General features: G+C 34.6%; 17 protein-coding genes. 6 read left to right on the top strand and 11 right to left on the bottom strand.

Annotated elements, in window-relative coordinates:
- Positions 1-6 precede the first annotated feature (6 nt).
- From CELAL_RS22015 to CELAL_RS19810, 8 genes are all read right to left on the bottom strand, one after another.
- The gene (locus CELAL_RS22015) at positions 7-687 is read right to left on the bottom strand and encodes a PAAR-like protein (RefSeq protein ID WP_013552687.1); all 681 of its coding nucleotides are present in this window, start codon (positions 685-687) and stop codon (positions 7-9) included.
- A complete protein-coding gene (locus CELAL_RS19840; RefSeq protein ID WP_013552686.1) occupies positions 680-1,567 on the bottom strand; it encodes a hypothetical protein in 888 nt (295 codons plus the stop codon). The genes CELAL_RS22015 and CELAL_RS19840 overlap by 8 nt, the downstream gene beginning before the upstream one ends.
- A 42-nt stretch (positions 1,568-1,609) precedes the next feature.
- Positions 1,610-2,659 (bottom strand): DUF2931 family protein, encoded by a 1,050-nt coding sequence (locus CELAL_RS19835; RefSeq protein ID WP_148229720.1) that lies wholly within the window; start codon positions 2,657-2,659, stop codon positions 1,610-1,612.
- 130 nt (positions 2,660-2,789) lie between these two features.
- The gene (locus CELAL_RS19830; RefSeq protein WP_245529661.1) at positions 2,790-3,839 is read right to left on the bottom strand and encodes a DUF2931 family protein; all 1,050 of its coding nucleotides are present in this window, start codon (positions 3,837-3,839) and stop codon (positions 2,790-2,792) included.
- Positions 3,840-4,000: 161 nt separating this feature from the next.
- Positions 4,001-5,065 (bottom strand): DUF2931 family protein, encoded by a 1,065-nt coding sequence (locus tag CELAL_RS19825; protein WP_013552683.1) that lies wholly within the window; start codon positions 5,063-5,065, stop codon positions 4,001-4,003.
- Positions 5,066-5,076: 11 nt separating this feature from the next.
- Positions 5,077-6,621, bottom strand: coding sequence for a T6SS phospholipase effector Tle1-like catalytic domain-containing protein (locus tag CELAL_RS21700; RefSeq protein ID WP_013552682.1), 1,545 nt, complete (start codon positions 6,619-6,621; stop codon positions 5,077-5,079).
- A gap of 48 nt (positions 6,622-6,669) precedes the next feature.
- Entirely contained in the window at positions 6,670-8,481 is a 1,812-nt protein-coding gene (locus CELAL_RS19815) for a type VI secretion system Vgr family protein (protein ID WP_013552681.1), read from the bottom strand.
- A gap of 274 nt (positions 8,482-8,755) precedes the next feature.
- Positions 8,756-9,346 carry a DUF4494 domain-containing protein gene (locus tag CELAL_RS19810; protein WP_013552680.1) on the bottom strand — a complete coding sequence of 197 codons (591 nt, stop codon included), beginning with the start codon at positions 9,344-9,346 and terminating at the stop codon, positions 8,756-8,758.
- A gap of 233 nt (positions 9,347-9,579) precedes the next feature.
- Between CELAL_RS19810 and CELAL_RS19805 the strand changes: the two genes are divergently transcribed.
- The 3 genes from CELAL_RS19805 to CELAL_RS19795 all read left to right on the top strand — a co-directional run bounded on the left by CELAL_RS19805 (position 9,580) and on the right by CELAL_RS19795 (position 11,417).
- The gene (locus CELAL_RS19805; protein ID WP_013552679.1) at positions 9,580-10,161 is read left to right on the top strand and encodes a DUF6515 family protein; all 582 of its coding nucleotides are present in this window, start codon (positions 9,580-9,582) and stop codon (positions 10,159-10,161) included.
- 124 nt (positions 10,162-10,285) lie between these two features.
- Positions 10,286-10,915, top strand: coding sequence for a TetR/AcrR family transcriptional regulator (locus tag CELAL_RS19800; protein ID WP_013552678.1), 630 nt, complete (start codon positions 10,286-10,288; stop codon positions 10,913-10,915).
- 16 nt (positions 10,916-10,931) lie between these two features.
- Positions 10,932-11,417 (top strand): Mpo1 family 2-hydroxy fatty acid dioxygenase, encoded by a 486-nt coding sequence (locus tag CELAL_RS19795; RefSeq protein ID WP_013552677.1) that lies wholly within the window; start codon positions 10,932-10,934, stop codon positions 11,415-11,417.
- Positions 11,418-11,476: 59 nt separating this feature from the next.
- Here CELAL_RS19795 and CELAL_RS19790 read toward each other — a convergent pair whose 3' ends face one another.
- Positions 11,477-11,743 carry a protealysin inhibitor emfourin gene (locus CELAL_RS19790; RefSeq protein WP_013552676.1) on the bottom strand — a complete coding sequence of 89 codons (267 nt, stop codon included), beginning with the start codon at positions 11,741-11,743 and terminating at the stop codon, positions 11,477-11,479.
- The gene (locus tag CELAL_RS19785) at positions 11,740-12,759 is read right to left on the bottom strand and encodes a M4 family metallopeptidase (RefSeq protein WP_013552675.1); all 1,020 of its coding nucleotides are present in this window, start codon (positions 12,757-12,759) and stop codon (positions 11,740-11,742) included. The genes CELAL_RS19790 and CELAL_RS19785 overlap by 4 nt, the downstream gene beginning before the upstream one ends.
- 400 nt (positions 12,760-13,159) lie before the next feature.
- Between CELAL_RS19785 and CELAL_RS19780 the strand changes: the two genes are divergently transcribed.
- The 3 genes from CELAL_RS19780 to CELAL_RS21695 all read left to right on the top strand — a co-directional run bounded on the left by CELAL_RS19780 (position 13,160) and on the right by CELAL_RS21695 (position 19,081).
- Complete coding sequence (locus tag CELAL_RS19780) at positions 13,160-14,611, top strand: CotH kinase family protein (protein WP_148229719.1); 1,452 nt, start codon at positions 13,160-13,162, stop codon at positions 14,609-14,611.
- A gap of 432 nt (positions 14,612-15,043) precedes the next feature.
- Positions 15,044-16,876, top strand: a complete 1,833-nt coding sequence (locus CELAL_RS19775; RefSeq protein ID WP_148229718.1) for a monovalent cation:proton antiporter-2 (CPA2) family protein — start codon at positions 15,044-15,046, stop codon at positions 16,874-16,876.
- 327 nt (positions 16,877-17,203) lie between these two features.
- Positions 17,204-19,081 (top strand): T9SS type A sorting domain-containing protein, encoded by a 1,878-nt coding sequence (locus CELAL_RS21695; protein WP_013552672.1) that lies wholly within the window; start codon positions 17,204-17,206, stop codon positions 19,079-19,081.
- Positions 19,082-19,169: 88 nt separating this feature from the next.
- On the opposite strand, the gene CELAL_RS19765 is transcribed toward CELAL_RS21695, so the two are convergent.
- The gene (locus CELAL_RS19765) at positions 19,170-20,564 is read right to left on the bottom strand and encodes an NAD-dependent succinate-semialdehyde dehydrogenase (protein ID WP_013552671.1); all 1,395 of its coding nucleotides are present in this window, start codon (positions 20,562-20,564) and stop codon (positions 19,170-19,172) included.
- Positions 20,565-20,592 lie beyond the last annotated feature (28 nt).

Below are 20,592 nucleotides of genomic sequence, written 5' to 3'. Positions count from 1 at the left end.
TGCTTGTTATTCTGTTATTTGATTCCAATTCTCTTCAGTGGCTAATAGTTCTAATTTAGCAACTCCGTTTCCTTGTATTGTTCCAGTATATATGAATTGAGCTTGTTCACCATCAATTTTTTTATTTTTGGTTTCATTTACTTTAACAGTAATGGTCTCTCCGGCAGCTATGTTTTCTGTACGTATAAACATTGAAGCTTTTTCTCCATATATAATGGACTCTACTTTCTCCTGTCCATGCTCATCCATCCAATAGCTCTCTACCACTTTAGGAGCTTTATCATTCCCTAACATAGCGCCCGGTATCGTCATGGCTATATTTTTAAATTCTTCCAGTACGCTACCAGCAGTGTTTATTTGCATAGGTTCTAAAATAGTAACCATACCCCCCGTAGCACACATACATTCCGAATCTTCAAATAGAAATCGTTTTGTTTTTCCTAAGGTAGCTTTGCCTGTAGTTTTTGTCCATTTTTGTAAGGCAGGAATACAGGGTAAATAACCACCACTAGTAGGTTTAAGTTTGCATTGCCCAAAGGTTTGCGGTACTTGTACATCCATATCCGTAGCTTTAAATTTGCCTTGGATTTTTACTTTTTGGTTTTCGGTTACCATTAGTTTTGCAGGCGTAAAGCCTTGGTTGCACTCGAGTAATGCACCATCTAATACATATATTTTGCTACTCATCTTTTTCTAAATTGAAGGTTAGGGTAGTGGTCTTGCTATACACATCTTTGATAAACAAGCTATAGCTTAATTCTCCTGAATTTATAATACCAATTCTGGGCTGTACTTTATATACACCTTGATAGGTAAAATCTACATCATGCTTACTTCCTTTACTATTTAGTAAACCTCCAATAAACCTATTAATTTTCTCAGTAGGGAATAGTTTGTTCGTATGCTCTAGTGTTGCAGATGTTGTTATTTCTATATTTTGAAATAATGTGTCTTGCTTAGTAATGGATTGTTTTTCTAAGACTGGAATATTTAGGTTATGAATACCATTCACTAGTGTTTTTTCGTGTTCTAAACATTTATTTTCATTAAACTCTTGATAGAAAAAGTTAGCAAAGAAGAAGGTGTAGAAAGGGTCATTTTTATATATTTTTTGAATATTTTCTGTTTGCATTTGCCAATCAAAATCGCCTATAACTGTTTGTAAATCTGTAAATGAATTTTGTAGTACATTTTTTACGGATTGCCATTTTTTCTGAACAACTTCCGGATTTAATACTCCTATAAACTGATAATTCTTAGAAACCTCTAATAGCAATTCATCATTTATTTTAGCAACGCTTAAGCCTATTTTTTGCGCTTTAGAAGGTTTGAAAACTGGTCTATTTTTATCATCTAAAAATAAACGGCGTTGTATGCTACTTTTATATTTTAGATTGCCTTCTTCTGTAGTACCTAAATAGTGTAATGTAAAAAATAGTACCACTGCGGAGTGCTCTACTTTTTTACCCTTGATAATTATATTTCTTATTTCAGCGGTATAGGTACGTACAACAGGTTGGCCGTTGAGCGATATAATTGGTTCATATGAAGTTTGGGCTTGATGCATGTATTTTTTCAGTTATAAATAGAAGGTCTATAGTCTAGTTTTTTAAACAGGGGTTACATATATTTTTACTTTTGACTTTTCTATTGGAATAGTATCATTTTCACTTTTTAAAATTATTCTTATACTACTATTGTATTTATCTACTTCTAAGAGTAATTCTGCTTGCGTATTTTTTGGGTTTTCATACATTTTTTCAAAAGCATTCCATATCTCTTTTTCATCAAAATTGATAACACCGGTATATCTTGTTTTTGTTTTATCATCCCAATCAAAACTGATTCTTTGGGTTGGAGGTGAAACTCGAAACTCCTGTAATATGGGGTTGTCAGCTCTTACATTATATAAATCTCCGTTATAAAATTTATTTAGGAAGTCTACAAGTACCCCGCCATCTTTGTGTTTAAAAGTAGGTCTCCAATTATAGGATTTTCTGTATGCTGTCCATTTACCAATAGGAATACCTTCTTTTGCTAAATTATTTTTAGTTTCCTCAGAGAAATGTTTTTGTACATCGTTTACATATTCTTCGCGGTTCATGGATGCATAGGGTGCAAAATCTTTCATAGCAACATCTGTTTTTGTAGCTTGGTAATGACCTACTTCCACATAGTTACCTGCACCCATGACCCATACAGAAACAGCACCTCCCGGGGCTAAACCTACGGTAAGGTTAGTATATTCATCTTGTTTACCAGTATTATCTAAAAAACCTTTTTTGAACAAAGCTGTAATTTTTTCTTTAGGCAAATCAAAATCGCCATAATAAAACTGATTTTCGGTATAGGAAATCCAAATAATTCTTAGTTTGATAGGTATAGATTTGAAATCAGGACCTACTACCCAGGTTGACCCAGTATTACCCCAACCCTGACTAAAAACACCACCTTTTGGGATTTCAAAATAATCATCTTCTTCTGTCGCAAATTCACCTTGGTAGATGGTTACAGGGTAATGCTCTGGGGCACATTCTGTAGGGCGCCATTCAAATTTATTCATATGTGATACTTCTTCTATTTCTTCGCTTAGCTTCGTTGGTTTTCGATCTTTGCAAGCTATAATAAGAAGAGAAATTGTGAAGAATATGTACCTCATAATGAATCGCACCTTTTTTTCCTTAGTAAACTCATTTTTTAATTCAGCCCCATAGGCATGCGGTACAGACTGCCCGTTGCATGAAATAATTGTTTCATATGAGGTTGGGATGGGATACATTTATTTGTAATTAATCTGCCGAATTGTAAATTTTTATTTTTGACTTTTCTATTGGAATAGTATCATTTTCACTTTCTAAAGTGATATTTAAATTACTATTGTATTTATCAATTTCTAACACTAAATTAGCTTCAGTTGTTTTTTGATTTTTATATATTTCTTCAAAAGCATTCCATATTTCTTTTTCATCGAAGAGAATCTCTGAACCATATCTATTTCCTGATTTATCATACCAGCTAAAAGCAATTCTCTTAGAGGGTGGGTGTAAAGAGTATTTACTTAACAACTTATCATCAGCCCGGATGTTATAAAATTCACCATTGTAAAATGTACTAATAAAATTTTTTAGAACCCCTCTATCTTGATGCTTGAAAATGGGTTTCCAATTATAAGATCTCCTATAATTTGTCCATTTTCCAAAAGGGATTCCTTCTTTTGCTATAACTTGTTTTGTTTCACTTGAAAATTCTAGCTGTCGATTATTTAAGTATTCCTCTAAAGTGATTGTACCATCTGGATTAAAATCTTCAATGGTTACTTCTGTTTTTTTTCCTTTATAATGTCCAATTTCAATATAAGAACCTGCGCCCATAACCCAAACAGAAACTACTCCACCAGGTGCCATTCCAACAGCTATATTAGTGTATTCCCTATGTATTCCGTTATGGTCTTCATAGCCGTCTTTGAAATATTTTATTATTTTATCGTTTGGTAAATTAAAATCTCCAAAATAAAATTGTTTTTCTGTGTATGAAACCCATATAATTTTTAATTTAGAAGGAATAGATTTCTTACCGGACCCTACAACCCAAGTAGAACCTAATTTACCCCATCCGTTATTTTTAGTACCTCCGCTAGGGATTACTATATAATCACCATCATCAGTGATAAAACTTCCTTGGTAGATTTCTACAGGATAATGTTCAGGAGCACATTCTGTAGGGCGCCATTCAAATTTATTCATAAGTGATACTTCTTCTATTTCTTCGCTTAGTTTGGTTGGTTTTTGATCTTTGCAACCTATAATATGAAGAGAAATTGTGAAGAATATGTACCTCATAATGAATCGCACCTTTTTTTCCTTAGTAAACTCATTTTTTAATTCAGCCCCATAGGCATGCGGTACAGACTGCCCGTTGCATGAAATAATTGGTTCATATGAGTCTTGGGCTTGATGCATGTATTTTTTTAATTATAAATAGAAGGTCTATAGTATAGTTTTTAAACAGGGGTTACATATATTTTTACTTTTGACTTTTCTATTGGAATAGTATCATTTTCACTTTTTAAAGCTATTCTTATACTACTATTGTATTTATCTACTTCTAAGAGTAATTCTGCTTGCGTGGTTTTTGGATTTTCATACATTTTTTCAAAAGCATTCCATATCTCTTTTTCATCAAAATTAATAACACCGGTATATCTAGTTTTTGTTTTATCATCCCAATCAAAACTTATTCTTTGGGTTGGAGGTGAAACTCTAAACTCCTGTAATATGGGGTTGTCAGCTCTTACATTATATAAATCTCCGTTATAAAATTTATTTAGGAAGTCTACAAGTACCCCGCCATCTTTATGTTTAAAAGTAGGTTTCCAATTGTAGGATTTTCTGTATGCTGTCCATTTACCAATGGGAATACCTTCTACAGCTAAAGTATTTTTAGTTTCTTCGGAGAAATTATTTTTTCTATTTTGAACAAATTCATTCATACTAATTGTAGCATAGGGTGCAAAATCTTTCATAGCAACATTTGTTTTTGTAGCTTGGTAATGACCTACTTCCACATAGTTACCTGCGCCCATGACCCATACAGATACAGCACCTCCCGGAGCTAAACCTACGGTAAGGTTAGTATATTCATCTTGTTTACCAGTATTATCTAAAAAACCTTTTTTGAACAAAGCTGTAATTTTTTCTTTAGGTAAATCAAAATCGCCATAATAAAACTGATTTTCGGTATAGGAAATCCAAATAATTCTTAGTTTGATAGGTATAGATTTGAAATCAGGACCTGTCATCCAAGTAGATCCAAATATGCCCCAATCGCTACTTACTACACCACCATTTGGGATTTCAAAATAGTCATCTTCTTCTGTGGCAAATTCACCTTGATAGATGGTTACAGGGTAATGCTCTGGGGCACATTCTGTAGGGCGCCATTCAAATTTATTCATATGTGATACTTCTTCTATTTCTTCGCTTATCTTCGTTGGTTTTTGATCTTTGCAACCTATAATTAATAACAGTATACAAACCAAACTTATATTTTTGTAGTAGTAATCCATTAATTTAAAATTTAGCCATTATTTTCTTCTCTTTTTCTGGTAAAATAACTTTCTCTAGGATTATGTGGAGCATACCAATAATGAATACCCCATTTATCAACAAGATCAATTTTACCACTGTAATGAGCGGAAGTGTGCATACAATTTGCCCGAATAGCTCGTATCATATTTTCATCATCAGGATTATCAAATTTCATGGGTGCCGCTCCATAAAAAACATATTTGTATAAACGTTTTTTAATATCTTTTAAATTTGTTGTATAAACAGTTTTATTAGGTAATACAACACTAATTTCTTCGTCTAAGGTGTACTTATCTTTAATGAAAGTATAATCTAGTGGTATTGATTTTTTCACTCCATATTGTACCATAAGGTGTAAGGAGATATAGCTGTACCTTTTAGACTTTATTGTTCTATTAATAATTACCGCATAATAAGGATCTATGTGCTGATTAGTATCTTTTTTTAAGGAGTATTCATTAACATAAATTTCACTTGGCCTGTACCAACTATCTCTTATTAAGAAATCACGTAACCTATTTGATGTAACCGCATTTGATCCATTTTCTTTCGCTTCACTAGAATACCCTTCTCTTATTACTAAATAATCCTCTTTGTAATTATCGGTATATCCACCACCAATATCTGAATGCACTCCAGGAATATATTTCTCTACGCCGCTTGCTCCCGTACTTTTTATATTGGTAATTACAAAGTTTTCCCTATGCTCATCTTGTGCTACTAAATGAAATGTATGTTTTGCTTTTTTTACAGCATCTAGATCCAATTGAAAAGTATCTAAATTGTGTTCTTTGCCATACGACGCTACTGTATCAAAAAGTCCCGCAAACCGAAACTGTAATAATATGGGTTGATCAATTTCATATTTTATAAAAAACTCCCCTAATTTGCCGTAATATGTTTTAATTGCCCTTCCTTTGTTTGATTCTCTTATGGGTCTCGTAGCTTCATACATAAAATGACGTGCAGCAGCTGCTCCTCTACTAAAGCCAAAAACATCAATTCGAAGCACGCTAATTTTTTTTATATCATTATTCTTTAATAGTCTCCTAATTTCTACTACAATCTGTTCACACGCTTCTTCAACTCTTGCTTTTATACCTGATGGTCCTTCGGCTAAACCTGTTCCATCAGAATCATCAAGTGTATGTTTAGTAGAACCCATACCTTGGGTATAAATTTTTGATTGTAGCTCATTACCAGATATAATCTCTTTATATGCCGTTTCCATTATTGCAACATTCGACAAATCGTTTGAATAACTTACAAGATCATCTTTACTATTGTTTCTTTTTAAATTTTTATATATTTCAGATTGTTTTTTTTCATAATTTGACTTTGAGCCTTCTTTTTCATAAGCCTGTCTTGCTTTTGTGTTTTCTGCATTATTTAAAGTACCATCTATGAAAACACCAATTGTAATATTTAAATAACCGTCTGGAATAGCTTCCTCGTATGTAGAATTTCCTACATTTACAGGTGCAGTTTGAACGTCAATATTGCTAATAAATGATTTGCTTTCTTCTGTATTCATTTGTTAAGGAGCTAGGTGTACTGTTTCTTGAATAGTTAAACTAATTTATTACTCCCCATATTCTATAGAGTCCCCACTAGCAATAGTAATTTTTCCTCCTGCGTTGGTTTTGATTTCTCCACTGGCATCCGTTGTAATTTCCTGAGCTTGTTGTTTATAGGTGCTACTAATTACTTTAATGTCTTCCCCAATTTGGTGCTCTTCATTATTGGCCATGAGCGTATAATTTTCTGTGATACTTTCTGTTTTATTAGCCCCCACAGTAATGTCTAAATTTTCTTCTACATTTATCTGCATGTTCTTGCTATTTAATGCTAAATTTTCGGCTGCAGTAATGGTAATATCGTTATGTGCTGAGATCATAATATCATTACTTGCGGTGTTGATATTAATAATATTCTCATTCTTATCCTTAATCGTAATCATCTCCCCACCATCCGTATCATTTAGTTCAATGATATGCCCGCTGCGGGTCATGATAGCTTTTATATTGTTTTCCGCATCCGCAACACCACTTTTGGCACTGCTATTATAACCAGCACTTAGTACATAGGGTTTTTCTGGGTTGTTGTTTTCAAAACCAACGAGTACCTCTTCGTCTAGTTCCGGAATAAAGTAAAAGCCTTTACCGCTACCGCCATATGGAGTATTCATTTTTATCCATGGGGTAGAGGTGCCCATTCTTCGCTGCCAACCAAACTGTACTTTGATACGTCCTAATCCGTCAGGGTCATTGTTATCTAGTACAACCCCACGTTGTTCTTCTGCAGAAGGGGTAGCAAATACCGCACTGTAATGTGGGTGCTCTGTTCCTTCGGGTACACCTTCAAAATGATTCTCATAATTACCACTATGATCAAAACGATGCGCTACTTTGGTAACCATATAGGAGCCAAAAGCATCTCTACGTGTTTTATCAGAAAAGCTAACGCCTTCAATGGTTAAATTATCGCCTACGCGTAAACCTACAATTTCTGAAGATCCATTGGCAATAATCATATTTGCGGCTTTAGATAAGGTATCTACTTTTGCTACATGGTCTAAACCTTGTTGTCCGCTATATTCATTCTGGTTGTGATTCCAAGAATAGTTTTCTTTCTTAGCAAATAAACCTTCTGATTCTCTTTTTACATTCCCGGCATACATATGTCCGCTTTGCGCACTGTAGGATGAAGAAACCGATTCTAGCTCACTATCATTGACCCAATCTTTAGAGGTAAAGCCACTATTTTGGGATTGTAAGGTAGTGGAGAGGCCAAAGGTTTGAATATCCTGACCATACACACCATTAAATTGTTTATCTCCCGTACGGCCTACGCAAAAGGTTCTGCCGTTATCATACATCCACACGCCATAGCGTGCACACATGCGTTGTAAGAAGGAAAAATCGGATTCGTTATATTGTACCGTATATGGCAAACGAATGTTGGTTCCGTTACCCATACTCATTTTTAAAAGATCTTTAGAATGCCCATTAAAGGTATCACTTACTACTTGGCTAAAAGAAGAACCTTCTTCATAGCTAAAACATTGCACTGATCTAGAGAGTAAAATACTAGCTCCTTGTCCTGAAAGTACAATAGCGCCCGAAGCGCCAATCCCTTTTTGTAAGGCTACCGATGTAATGATCCCCACATACTCTAATTCGCCATCATTGACTCCTATAGATATCTTCTTTCCAGAATAGCTGATTGAATTATTCATTAAAGTTCCGCCATAGCCTTCGGTAGCATTGGTTTGAAAAACCACACTAAAAGAGCTGTGCGTGCCCATAGCTTGTTCTATAGAAACTTTATAACCAGATTTAGGAAGAAAACGTTCTCCATCGATAATAAGCACTGGGGTAATCATTTTAGGCATGGCTGTCGTAATTTAAAGAAGGTTAAAATAGACACAATCCCTGAGGTGAACAAAAAATACCGCTATATTTCGATGAATCACCCTAATAATTATAGACTATCATCTCTAATTTTAGGACTCAAAAAAACAGCTATAGCACAGGAATGCCAAGAAAATAAGGTTTTTGGAGAAACTTTGTTTTACAAAACTAGCAGGAAACAAAGGAAATAGAAAAAGTATAGAAACGAAAAAAGAGGGCTAGAAAGCCCTCTTTTTTATTGAATTTTAAAGAATTTTATTCTTCACCGGTTCTAGGTTCAAAATCTGTTTCTGTTTCAGCGGCTAATACATCCGCCAATTCTAAATCGTCATTGAGCTCTGTAACTTCAGGGACAGAAGCTTTTACTTCATTGAATTTTTTTATACGCTCCATATCACCTTCTTCTCCTGAAAAGTATGGAAATACGTCCATGATAGGCGATTCTGTAATTGCCGGAATAGAATACTCACCCATCGTGTCTTTCATGACAGATACGGTATTGTCATAAGCTTCTTTTACATCATTTGCTTGTATCAATAAATACATATTGGTTTTGCGTTCTTTACCACTCTCTTCATCAAAAGCAATTAAAGATACTTTTGATTTAAACCAACGGTCAGAATTTTCAAAAGGATGTATTTCAGAATAGTTGGCTACTTTAATATTGGTAATTTTTATATCATCACTATCGCTAAGGTAGGCAGCCATTTCCTCGGTAATTCTACTTTCCGCTTCGGTATACGAAATAGCATCTACCAAATAAGGTTCTGTTGCTACTTTTTGCATTCCACTAGCTTCATCTAGCTTTCTATATTTTATTTTACACTCGTACCATGTTGCACTCATAATGTCATTGTTTTGGGGTGGCAAATATAGGGCTTCTCTTAGGTATGATTTCTATAAATGAAAGAATAGATATTCACAATTTTAAAATACAAAAGGTATTGTGTTTATGTTTAGGTAGTTGCGGGATAGAACTTTTAAAAAGCCAACAGTTAAATGCTAAAGTTTTCTAAACAAATTAAACTATCTGAGATGCATACGGTCAAAGAAGTATAAACCCTAAAATAACATTTATTATGAAAAATACGATAAGAACATTTGGCCTATTTAGTTTTATGATATTAGCATTTTCATTTTCAGGAAATGCGCAAACTAGGAGTACAAAATCAAAATCTAAAACAGTGGTGGTAAAAACCAGTACACGTTCGCGTGTGGTACCGCGTAAGACCGTGGTCTACAAAACCCCTAAAAAGAAGGTTACCACCTATAGATCAGTACCTACTAATGCTAAGGTAATAAAGCACAACAATCAGAACTATTACTACACTAACAATAAATATTATAGAAATTATAATGGACGCTATATCGCTGTAGCTCCAAGAGCAGGAGTGCGCGTCACTAATTTGCCTACAGGCTTTCGTCGTGTGAAATTCGGAACTAGAAATTACTATAATTATGATGGTGTTTTCTATATTCAAATTCAAAATGAATATGAAGTAGTGGCTCCAGAAGTAGGAACTATTGTTTATGAATTGCCTGACGGTGCAGAAAAGGTAGAAATAGACGGTACTATTCTTTATGAATATAATGATGTATTGTATGAAAAAATACAATATGAGGGGACTAGAGCTTATGAAGTTGTAGGAATGATAGAATAGAACTTATTCTAATTTATTAGATAAAAGGGGAGCATTTTAAAATGCTCCCCTTTTGCTTTTTAGTAACTAGTTACTAAAAAAATTCTTATATTAGTAAGCTTGTATTTTTTTTATAAGTTGTGGTATGAAAGAAGAAATAAAAAAAGAGGCTATAAAATTGTTTAACATTCATGGGATGTCTAATGTTTCTATGAAACAAATAGCGGATAGTCTTTCTATAAGTGCGGGTAATTTACAATACCATTTTAAAAGTAAAGAAAAGCTCCTGGCGTCTATTTATTATGATATGTATGAAGAAAATAAGAATTATATTCTTCCTGAAAATGTATACATCACTTTATTTCATTTTGAAGAGATGATGCGGAATTTTGATAGTTTGCAACAGCATTATAATTTCTTTTTTAATGATATTGTTAATATCAACAAAACCTACCCTGAAATTGCGGAACATTATAAATTAATAAATTTAAACCGGTTTAAAGAGGGGAGAAAATTAATTGATTATTATATAGAAACGGGAAGAATGCTTCCAGAATCTGAAATGATAGACTACAATAAAACCATTCATTTAATTTGGATGGCTAGTACTTTTTGGCAAGCACAAAAACTAGTTATTACAGCTGCAAACTACGAAACAAATAAATGTGGGGCTGTTGAAATGCTTTGGACCTTGCTTTTGCCATATTTAACAGACAAAGGTTTGGAAGAGTACCACCAACTTAGGCAATTTGTAGCCTTACCAAAAACGAACTAATATCTAAATCCCCCGTATGAGAAAAATTGATACCCTATTAGCGGAATATGGTGAAAGTCACCAAACAAAATTTAATATTGCGATTCATTATATTTGTGTTCCGGTAATCTTTTTTAGTTTGATAGGCTTATTAGCTAGTATTCCAGTCTCTGATACTGTTATACATGCTTTTCCAGAATTTTTACAATCCTATGTCCATTTTGGTGCTTTAGTAATTGTGTTGGGCTTATTTTATTATCTAAGTCTTTCTAAAACCCTATTTGTAGGTATGCTCTTGTTTTCTATTCTAGTTTTGTTGGGAATAGATGTTATTCTAGTAAGCACGAGTTTAGCACTTTGGATTCCTATGCTAGTTCTTTTTGTTATAGCTTGGGTAGGGCAATTTATTGGTCACAATCATGAAGGAAAAAAACCTTCGTTTTTAAAAGATTTACAGTTTTTAATGATTGGCCCAGCTTGGACCATGAGTCACTTATTTAAAGCCTTAAATATTAAATATTAATCATTTTAGTTAAACACGTAACGCTATAAAATTTCTAAATTCGAAAATTTTAGCGTAGGTTATTTTTGATTTAAAATAGTGGTAATTAAACTTCTTATAGGTGATGGCAGATTTGAGTCATCAAAATTTGCTTCGTAATTCTCGGTGTCTTTTTGTACATTTAAATGGTATTGAAGTCCGTCTCTTAAATTTTCATTTTTAGCTAATGGGGGAGTGTTTAGAGCTTCTACTATTTTTTTTAGTTCTGTACCCGCGACGCTTACTTCTCCTGCATATTTTTTAGTAATTCCAGTAAAGCCGCCAGATATACTTAAGGAATACTTCATATCAGTGCTTTTTGTGGTAATCCTACGGCTGTAAAACTAGTCTCAATAGCCATTGTTGCAGCTTTGGGAAGCTTATTTTGAGAAATTAAGAGTTCAGCTGTTGTTAAAAGCACCTCTAACATATCGTTAAAATTAGCCGTACGCCAAAGAAATTTTAGGGTTTCAAACCATAGTAAAGCGCAATTATCAATTCCGATTTCTAAGCAACACAGATAGAAAGCTTTGTTGGGTATTCCAGAATTGATATGAACCCCTTGATGATCCTCAGGACCGGCATAATACCAATCCATATGATCTGGCTGTGTATCAAAGTCATTAGCAGTACCAGGTGCTTTCATAGACCTAAGCGCTACACCAGGAAAAGTTTCGGTTACAATTGTATTGCCTATAAGCCAATCTGCTTCTTCTAAACTTTGATCTAAATATTTCTGCTTAATAATGGTGCCAAATACATCAGAAAAATGTTCATTGAGTGCTCCTGGCTGACCTTCGTATTCTAAATTGGCCATAAATTGTGTGATACCATGGGTAAGTTCATGAGCAACAACATCAATGGCACTAGCAAAATCCTTAAAATCGACCTGATCACCATCACCATACGTCATTTCATCACCGTCCCAGAATGCATTATTATAGTTCTCGCCATAATGAACGTTAGACACTAAATCCATGCCTTCTCCGTTCACAGAATTTAAATTAAAAGTGTCTTTAAAATATGCTCTAACAAAGCCCGAGGTATCGTAAGCACTATTTGCAGTAGCATCATCTGTTAGAGCATCACCTTCACTTATGCTTAGAGTTACACGTTGTTCAAATTTATTTTCGCAATCATAAATCTTTCTATCTCCTTCTCCAGTAGCTAATTTTTGTTGCAATAATCCGTTTAAAAGCGTATTCCTTTTTTCTAAAATACGACGGGTATCATTCAAGGTTTTTTTGCAATTCTTACTTCCGCGTTTTGCTAATGCCGCTAAAATATGTTCGGGAACAATATGACATTGGTGTTTGTTGCACATAGGTATTAATTTAAGGGGGTGTTCATGTTTATATACGAGCGTTTCTAAAATAAAAGATAGCAAAATAATCTAACCTTTTAAAATTTTTAAGAGTGCTTATAAATTTATAAACTTTTAGAATAGATAATGCCTAGTAACCCTACTGTATTTTTGTAGCAAAAAAAATGATGCAGCTCTTCATCAAAAATAGTATAAGAAAATACATGGCTAATTTTTAAATAAAGAAATAGCTATTGTTTTAGTACGGTAGCTCTCTAAACATTAGAGATACTTATTTATTAAAATGATTCTTGGTATAAAGTCTATTTCACAGATAAATTCCTATCATTCACTGAAAGCTGCTAAAAAGCAGTAAATAATGCAAGATATTACTCTACTGTTTAACACAATAACTAATAGTATGAAAAAATTAAGCACCTTATTTATTTTACTCCTTTGCTTCTCATTTTTTAATTCTTGTTCAGAAGATGATATCAATACAACCACTGTAGATGTAGAAGAAACGGATGATTCTACGAGTGATGAGGCTTATGTAGAAACCTATTCAGATACAGATTTTGATAAGGTAGATTGGACGGATGCAACACACAGTAAATCTGCTGACCCTGATATTGATGAAGTTTTTGAAGATGAAGCGGTTAAACGTCTTGATATTGTAATTTCTGAAGAACGTTGGCAAAGTATGTTAGATGATATGACTTCTTTGTATGGGGAATTTGGGACGAGCACTTCTGGCGGAGGACCCGGTGGTGGTGGATTAGTAACAACTGACGAAGATCCAATTTTTGTTCCGGCAGAAGTGTTTTACGAGGATAAAGAATGGTATAAAGTAGGAGTTCGTTTTAAAGGAAATTCTAGTTTACAGTCTACCTGGTCTAGTGGGAACTTAAAACTATCTTTCAAATTAGATTTTGATGAATTTGAAGATGAATATCCGCAGATAGATAACCAACGTTTTTACGGATTTAAAAAATTAAGTCTTAAAAATAATTACAATGATAATTCTATGCTACGCGAAAAAGTGGCTACAGATGTTTTTAGAGATTTTGGCGTAGCCAGTTCTCATGCAGGTTTTTATACAGTATATGTAGATCATGGAGACGGACCTGTTTATTTTGGAGTTTATACCTTAGTAGAAGAGGTAGATGATACGGTAATAGATACGCAGTTTTCAGATAATGATGGTAATTTATACAAGCCAGATGGCGATGGAGCATCGTTTGCAGAAGGAAGTTTTTCTGAAAGTGTATTTGTTAAAAAGACAAATGAAGATGAGGCCGATTATTCCGATATAGAAAGTGTGTTTGCCGCTTTACATTCAGAAACTAGAACCACAGATCCAGCAGCATGGCGAGAAAGTTTAGAGCAAATTTTTGATACCGATACCTTTTTGAAGTATTTGGCAGTAAATACAGTGATTCAAAACTGGGATACCTATGGTAGGATGACACACAATTACTTTTTGTATAATAATCCCGATACGGCCGTATTATCATGGATTCCTTGGGATAATAATGAAGCTTTACAAACAGGAAATATGCAAGGTTCTTTGGCTTTAGATTTTTCTGATTTAAATGCTACAGAATGGCCGCTTATAGGGTATTTGTATCAGGATGAAGTGTATCAAGCACAGTATGATGGGTATGTTCAAGATGTGGTAAATACGGTATTTAATGCTTCTCTAATGCAGCCTAAATATGCTGCCTATGCTACATTGATAGCGCCTTATGCTACGGCAGAAGTTTCTGGATATACTTTTTTAAATTCAAGTGCTGACTTTCAAGCAGCAATTAGCGAACTTAATAGTCACGTTACCGCGCGTGTAAGTGCGGTGTCTGATTATTTTGAGTAGCCTTCACTGTTTGTTATAAAAGGCTGCTTTCAAAATAAGAAAGCAGCCTTTTATTTTTTAAGAGTATTTATAGCTCTTGTAGTAGGTAGGATATACTCGTTTTACTAAAATTTATCATTGCCTTTTTTTAATTTTATAGGCATACCAACATGCTTTCAACGGTAGTGCTATACAAAGTTTTTGTTTAAATAGATTTACTTTTAACGCCTTGAGCTTTTACCATCAAATAGCCTATATTTTTCTTTCATAAACCGTTATAAACGGAGATTACGATCCTCTAAATTGTAAATTTTAATTAAAACTGAACACATAAACTATTTTTACACTTGCGTAAGGCTTTAGTTCAAAGTGATACTAAGGGATACTTCTGTAATTTTAAACTTTTAGGGTTTTATGTGTATTTTTGCGCCTACCACCGAATTCCAGTACCCTATGAATGAAGATATCCTTTTTGAAGCTATTGTATTTTTAGTAGGGGCCATTATATGTGTGCCCATTGCTAAAAAATTAGGCTTAAGTTCTGTTTTAGGCTATTTATTGGCAGGCGTTCTAATAGGTCCCTATCTTCTAGGGTTCATAGGGGAAGAAGGAAATGATATTCAACATTTTGCAGAATTTGGTGTAGTGATGATGCTCTTTTTAATAGGATTAGAGATAGATGCTAAGAGTTTCTGGAAAATGAGAAAAACCATCGTAGGGATGGGCGGAACTCAAGTGGTATTAACGAGTCTTATTTCATTTGCAATCCTAATAGCTTTTGGGGTGTCATGGCAAGTATCTTTAACCTGTGCCATGGCCATTTCCATGTCTTCTACAGCCATCACCTTACAAACCATAAGTGAGAAAAATTTAATGAATACCACCTATGGAGCTTCATCATTTGCTATTTTACTTTTTCAAGATATTATTGTAATTGTGATGTTGGGGCTGTTGCCTTTACTATCTACTGTAGATGCTTCTAAATTAGAAGGTGAGGGGAGTGCTAATATTTTAGAGACTTTACCTTTAGGCTGGCAAGCTTTAGCCACCGTAAGCGCTATTGTGTTGATTGTTATTTCTGGCCGCTATTTAATTATTCCGGTACTGCGTTTGGTGGCCATTTCAAAAGTGCGAGAGTTACTAACGGCTGCTGCTTTGTTGATTGTTTTGGCCATTACTTATCTTATGGAGTTTGTTGGGTTAAGTCCGGCATTAGGGGCCTTTTTGGGGGGTGTGGTTTTAGCTACGAGCGAGTTTAAGCATGAGTTAGAAAGTACACTTGAACCCTTTAAGGGATTACTTTTAGGATTGTTTTTCATTACCGTGGGTACTACAATAAACTTTGTAGTTATTGCAGATAATCCATTGGTAATAAGTGGATTAGTAGTGGGGATAATTTTAGTAAAAGGATTGGTGTTATATATCGTTGCCACGCTATTTAAATTAAAAATAAATCAGAAATTTCTCTTAGCGGTTGGCTTGGCTCAAATTGGTGAGTTTGCATTTGTGATGTTATCTTTTGCGTTGCAATTGCACATTTTAGACCAAAAACAATTAGATATTATGTTGGTTGTTACGGCACTAACAATGGCTTTAACACCCATATTAGGACTGTTGAGCGAAAAGTTAATACTGCCAAAATTTGGAACAAAACAGGCCGAAGAAAAACCAGCAGATGCCATAGAGCGTTCCGATAAAATTATATTAGTAGGTTTCGGTCACTTTGGAAGTACAGTGGGTAGATTTTTAAGGGCACATGGCGTAAAAACGACTATTTTAGATCAAGATTCTAGTCGGGTAGATCTTTTGAGAAAAATGGGTTTTGAAGTGTTTTATGGCGATGCCACACGTTTAGATCTCCTAGAATCCGCAGGAATTGCGAATGCCGAAATTTTAATTTGTGCTATAGACAATCCAGAGGTGACGCTTAGTTTAATAAAAAAGGTAAAAGAAAAATATCCGCATTTAAAGCTTATGGTTAGAGCTAGAAATAGGGATGATGCTTATGATTTACTTAATAATGGTGTAGATCATATTTACCGCGAGTCCCTTGATACTTCCATAAAATTAGCGAGTGATGTACTGCAGCATATTGGTTTTGATGCTGAGGCAACTCGAGGGCAGGCAGATAAATTCATCCGCTTAGATGAAGAAAGCATGCGTAGGTTGGCACGAGCTCCTAAAACAGGGAAAGAATATGTCTTTAAAGCCCGAGAGGAAATGGAGCAACAAGAAAAACTACTAGAAGAAGATCAACAAGTGGGAAGTAGTCAGCTTAAAAATTAATAGCTGTCAGCGTATGGATGGATAACAATTGGCACTATTTTTTTATGCAAAAATCCTAGACACTACAAAAAGGGATTTATTTTTTTCGATAAAATTTAATAAGTAAGGACTGGACCCTCTATTAACTGCGGCATTTCATCGATGAAATGCGTTAATTTTCTATTTCATTTCTTTTTCAATGTTCAGTTTATGTCTAGTCTTTTTTTTTAAGCTGCTAGGATTTAAATACTATCATTGAGGTTAATAATGATGTTTTAGCATTTTATCAATGTATTTTTTGCGATAACATCAAAAAATAAAGTTAATAATCTCAAAAAATTAATTTAAATGAAAAAAATCAACTTACTTACCTTATTAGCACTATTCCAAATTTTGCTCGTAAGTAGTCAAAATGATTGGGATAATATCGCTATTCCAGCAAATGCAGGCAACGGAAAGGAATGGCAACTGCAGGAAAAACCAAGTGACAATTTTAATTACACGTTTAACCCTACAAACAATGTTGTAGATTTTGGACCAGCAGGTAATGCCAAGTGGTATAACAAATTTCATAATCAACCCAATGGCGAGCCTAATAATTGGCCCGGTCCTGGACCAACAGTTTGGAGGCAAGATCATGTAGCCGTTTCGGGAGGAAGTTTAAACATGTGGGCATCGAGAATACCTGGTGCTACAAAATCATTTACTGGCTCTACAGGTGCCTCAATCGCTAGGCCCGAAACTAGATCAGGTTGTATAACGAACAAAACTAGAGTTCTTTATCCTGTTTTTGTAGAGGCAAGTATTCGTGTAATGAACTCATCTTTAGCATCGGACATTTGGCTTTTAAGTCCAGATGATACCCAAGAAATAGATATTATTGAATGTTATGGAGGACCAGGTTCTGATAATAGAAACAGTTTTTTCTCTTCTAAAATACACCTGAGCCATCATGTTTTTATTAGACCTCCGAATTTTAAAGATTATCAGCCTGCAGATTTAAATAGTTGGTGGACTAAAAATAGTGTTGCACAATGGGGAGGAAGAAATGTTAGAATTGGAGTGAACTGGGTTTCTCCAACTAGATTAGAATATTTTGTAGACGGTCAGATGGTTCGTGTATTGGATAATAACGCTACACAAACACGTTTGGGAGATGGTACCTGGCAGTATACATACCCGGCCGGAGTAACAAGCACAGGTGTAAACGGACAATTGATTAGAGAGAATGGATACCAGAAAATGACTGTAGCCTCAAGTTTAAATGATGCTAAAACCAAGTCCAACATTAGTGTAATAGATCCTTTTAATTATTTAAACAATGGAAGAAAATTTTCTAAAGAAATGGATATTATCATTAATGTAGAAGATCAAAATTGGCAAGCAGAAGCAAATAGGTCTCCAACCGACGCTGAAATGACCAATTTTGAAAATAATAACTTGTTGGTAGATTGGATTAGGGTGTATAAGCCTGTAAATATTTCAGGAGGTTCTAATCAAAATACAGGAGCTACTTCTGGTTTTTATGATTTTGGAGCTATAAGTTCAGCTATTTTTAATGGATACACTAGAGTTTCTTATGGAATTAATGATGGTTTTTGGACCAATGTTGGCAATTTAAATTATGCCGATAGAGGAGCTACTACAGGTACCAATGCATTGAATAGAGATTTTGCATACGATCAAAATAGGACAAGAACACTTCAATTCCCTGTAGCTAATGGTACGTACAATATTACCGCAACTTTTGGAGATCGTTTGAGTGCTCGCGTAAACAATTCTATACGATCAGGAGGAAAAACAGCTACGGTAACCACAAAGATTGCGGAATATAAAAATGCGAATCTAAATAACATTGTAGTCACAAACGGATTATTAAATGTAGAGGTTTTTGCTTCAGCTAATCAAAGCTGGGCCTTAAACAGGTTAACGTTCACTAGAAGTCAGACAAATTTAAGGGTTTCTAGTAAAGCTATGGTAGAGTCAGCTACAGAAGCTTCTGATAATTTTGAAGTATATCCAAATCCGGCTTCGGGAGTACTTAATATTTCTAGCGCCAACTATGTGAATGCAAAAATTTATAATTTGAATGGATTGACAATACTTAGAAAAGATATTGCGGATAAAAAGATAGATATTTCTTCTTTAAAAGATGGAATTTATATTCTTGAAATAAATGCTATTTCAGGGGAGGTAATTAAGCAGAAGATTGTAATCGCAAATTAGCAAACTATTGATATTACCAATTTTAAATTACTAGTAATGCAAAAAGCACCCTTTGAGGGTGCTTTTTTATAAAATAACGGATGTAATTTTATTTTCGAATCATAATAGATTTTACGTTCACAAATTCTTTCATCCCGAAGCCACCGTGCTCTCGTCCAAAACCGGAATCTTTTACCCCGCCAAATGGCATAGTTGGTTCTGCTGTTCCAAAAGAATTAATAAATATCATCCCGGTATCAAAATGCTTTTCGGCTAATTCGATAGCTCCTTTTTCATCTTTTGAGAAGATTCCTCCTCCCAAACCAAATCTACTATCATTTGCAATCCTCATGGCATCTTCATTATCTTTCGCTTTAATCAATGATGCTACCGGTCCGAACAGCTCATCATCGTATGCTGGTTGCCCTTTAGTTACTTGATCTAATACGGTTGCAGGATAAAAGTAGCCCTCACCATTTGGGATTGTTCCACCACAAAGTAATTTAGCCCCTTTTTCTAAACTCTCCTGTACTTGTTCGTGAATTTCCTCCCTCAAATCTTTACGCGCCATAGGACCCAATTGGGTATCTTCTAATTTTGGATCGCCTAATTTTAAAGCTTTCATAGCATTCACAAATTTCTCTTTAAATTCTTCGTAAACCTTCTCTGTAGCTACAAATCTTTTTGCTGCAATACACGTTTCACCATTATTATATATACGGCCTTGTACACTTTTTTCTACAGCAAGATCAACATCAGCGTCGTCTAAAATTAGGTAAGCATCATTACTTCCTAATTCCAGAACAGTTTTCTTAAGTTGAGCTCCAGCTTTTTCTCCAATTTTCTCGCCAGCTGCAGGGCTACCTGTTAACGTAACTCCGCGTACTAGCTTGTGTTTAATAATCGCATTAGATTGCTCGTGATCTATAACCAATACGGTAAATAGTCCGCTTGGTAGACCAGCTGTGTCAAAAATAGATTTTAGAAGTTTTGCGGTACCAGTTACGTTAGAGGCGTGCTTTAATAAAATGCTATTACCCGCCATTAAATTGGTAATCGTGTAACGAATAACTTGGTACGAAGGATAGTTCCAAGGTTGGATACCGTAAATGATGCCCATAGGAGCATAGGCCACTATTCCTTTTCCTCCGTCAAGTAGCTCACGCTCTTCACTTTTTAATATTTCTGGGGCATTCTTGGCAGAATAATCACATATAGCAGAGCAAATATCTACCTCTTGCAGACTCTGTGATAGCAGTTTCCCCATCTCATCGGTCATTAATTCTGCTAATTCTGTTTTATAGTTCTGCAACTCTTTCCCTATTGCCTTTATAACCTTACCACGTTCTTCGATAGATTTGGTTTTCCAGTCAAGAAACGCTTTTTGCGATTCTTGGATGCTTTCTTCCACCTGATCGTCAGTCATATATTCATACGATGATAAGGTTTTACCCGTTGTGGGATTCGTAGTATTAAATGTATTTTGTTTTGTTGTCGTAGACATAATTTTTTTCTTTAAATTCTTATTCCTT

Origin of the sequence: Cellulophaga algicola DSM 14237 (genome assembly GCF_000186265.1) — a bacterium.
GTDB lineage: Bacteria > Bacteroidota > Bacteroidia > Flavobacteriales > Flavobacteriaceae > Cellulophaga > Cellulophaga algicola.
The sequence above is the reverse complement of the archived record's forward strand: the minus strand, read 5'-3'. Positions and strand labels throughout refer to the sequence as shown.